At 44.8% G+C, this 1,238-nt stretch carries 1 protein-coding gene; it reads left to right on the plus strand.

What is annotated here, in order from left to right; all coding sequences use genetic code 11:
- Positions 1–122: 122 nt before the first annotated feature.
- Positions 123–1,154 carry an IS30 family transposase gene (locus FC07_RS04270; protein ID WP_004270929.1) on the plus strand — a complete coding sequence of 344 codons (1,032 nt, stop codon included), beginning with the start codon at positions 123–125 and terminating at the stop codon, positions 1,152–1,154.
- Positions 1,155–1,238: the final 84 nt, after the last annotated feature.

Here is a 1,238-nt window from a genome sequence, read left to right on the forward strand (position 1 = left end):
CGCGCGTTTTATAATCAAGTTAGCCAAATACTTTTAGCTAATTGATAAAATAAAAAACACCAAGACAAATCTCTGTTATCATTGATGTTCCTACACAAACAATGAAAGAGGTTATTGTCTTGATGCAAGAACAGAATACCACAGTCAGAAAAAAAGGTCAGCACCTAACTTCGTTTGAACGAGGCAGAATTGCTACGCTGCACAGCCAAGGCTATTCCAATCGTGCAATTGCCAGAGCGCTTAATGTTTGTCATCAAACAATCAATAATGAATTGTGCCGCGGCGAGATCGACCAAGTAAAAAAAGTGAATGGTCAACGCCAATATTACGCTGTATACTCACCAGAAACAGCACAAGCTAAGTACGAAGCTAATCGAGCCCACTGTCATCGACCTTTGAAACTCGTCGGTGTCGCTGATTTTATCGACTATTTTACGACTCATTTGCGTCAAGATGGTTGGTCGCCTGATGCAGCAGTAGGACGGGCCAAACTTGAAGGCTTATATCAACCTGAGGAGATGGTCTCGACCAAGACGCTATACCACTATATTGATGCCCAGTTACTTGAAGTCCGTAATCTTGATCTACTCGAAAAAACGCGCCACCGTGCCAAACATCATCACTCGATCAAGCACAAGCGTCTGGCCGGACGGAGTATTGATGAACGGCCTAAAAGTATCGACCAGCGCCAAGAGTTTGGCCATTTCGAATTGGACACCGTGGTGGGCAAGCGCAACGGTCAAGAGAGTGTGATCTTAACGCTGATCGAGCGTCAATCCCGCTGCCAAATTCTACGTTTGATCGATGGTCGTGATGCCGATTCGGTCAACTATGAGCTGGCCAAGATCTGTCAAGAATACGGATCAATCATGAAGTCAGTTACTGCCGATAATGGCGCTGAGTTCTCGGAAGTTGGCGCTGTACTTACCGGTGTCGCTGACCTTTATTATGCCCATCCATATCGTTCCTCTGAGCGTGGGACTAACGAAGCGCATAATCGAATGATCCGCCGCGATGTACCCAAGGGTCTATCCATGGATATTTTGGGTCCTCATGATATCCAAGCAGTTGAGTCAAAGCTAAACAATTTACCGCGCCGGCAAACTGGCTATCAAACACCCAAAGAGCTTTTCTCCGCTGCTTCCGCCGGTTAAGTTAAGTCCATAAAATATGAATATTAATGAAAATACTGATTTAATAGGATTTATCGTGTGGCTAATTTGTTCTTGCAATTTGGG

Source organism: Loigolactobacillus bifermentans DSM 20003 (assembly GCF_001434575.1).
Taxonomy (GTDB): domain Bacteria; phylum Bacillota; class Bacilli; order Lactobacillales; family Lactobacillaceae; genus Loigolactobacillus; species Loigolactobacillus bifermentans.

Excerpts from the sequence above, each read along its gene's own strand:
- FC07_RS04270 (WP_004270929.1), top strand. The coding sequence starts at position 123 with ATGCAAGAACAGAATACCACAGTCAGAAAAAAAGGTCAGCACCTAACT.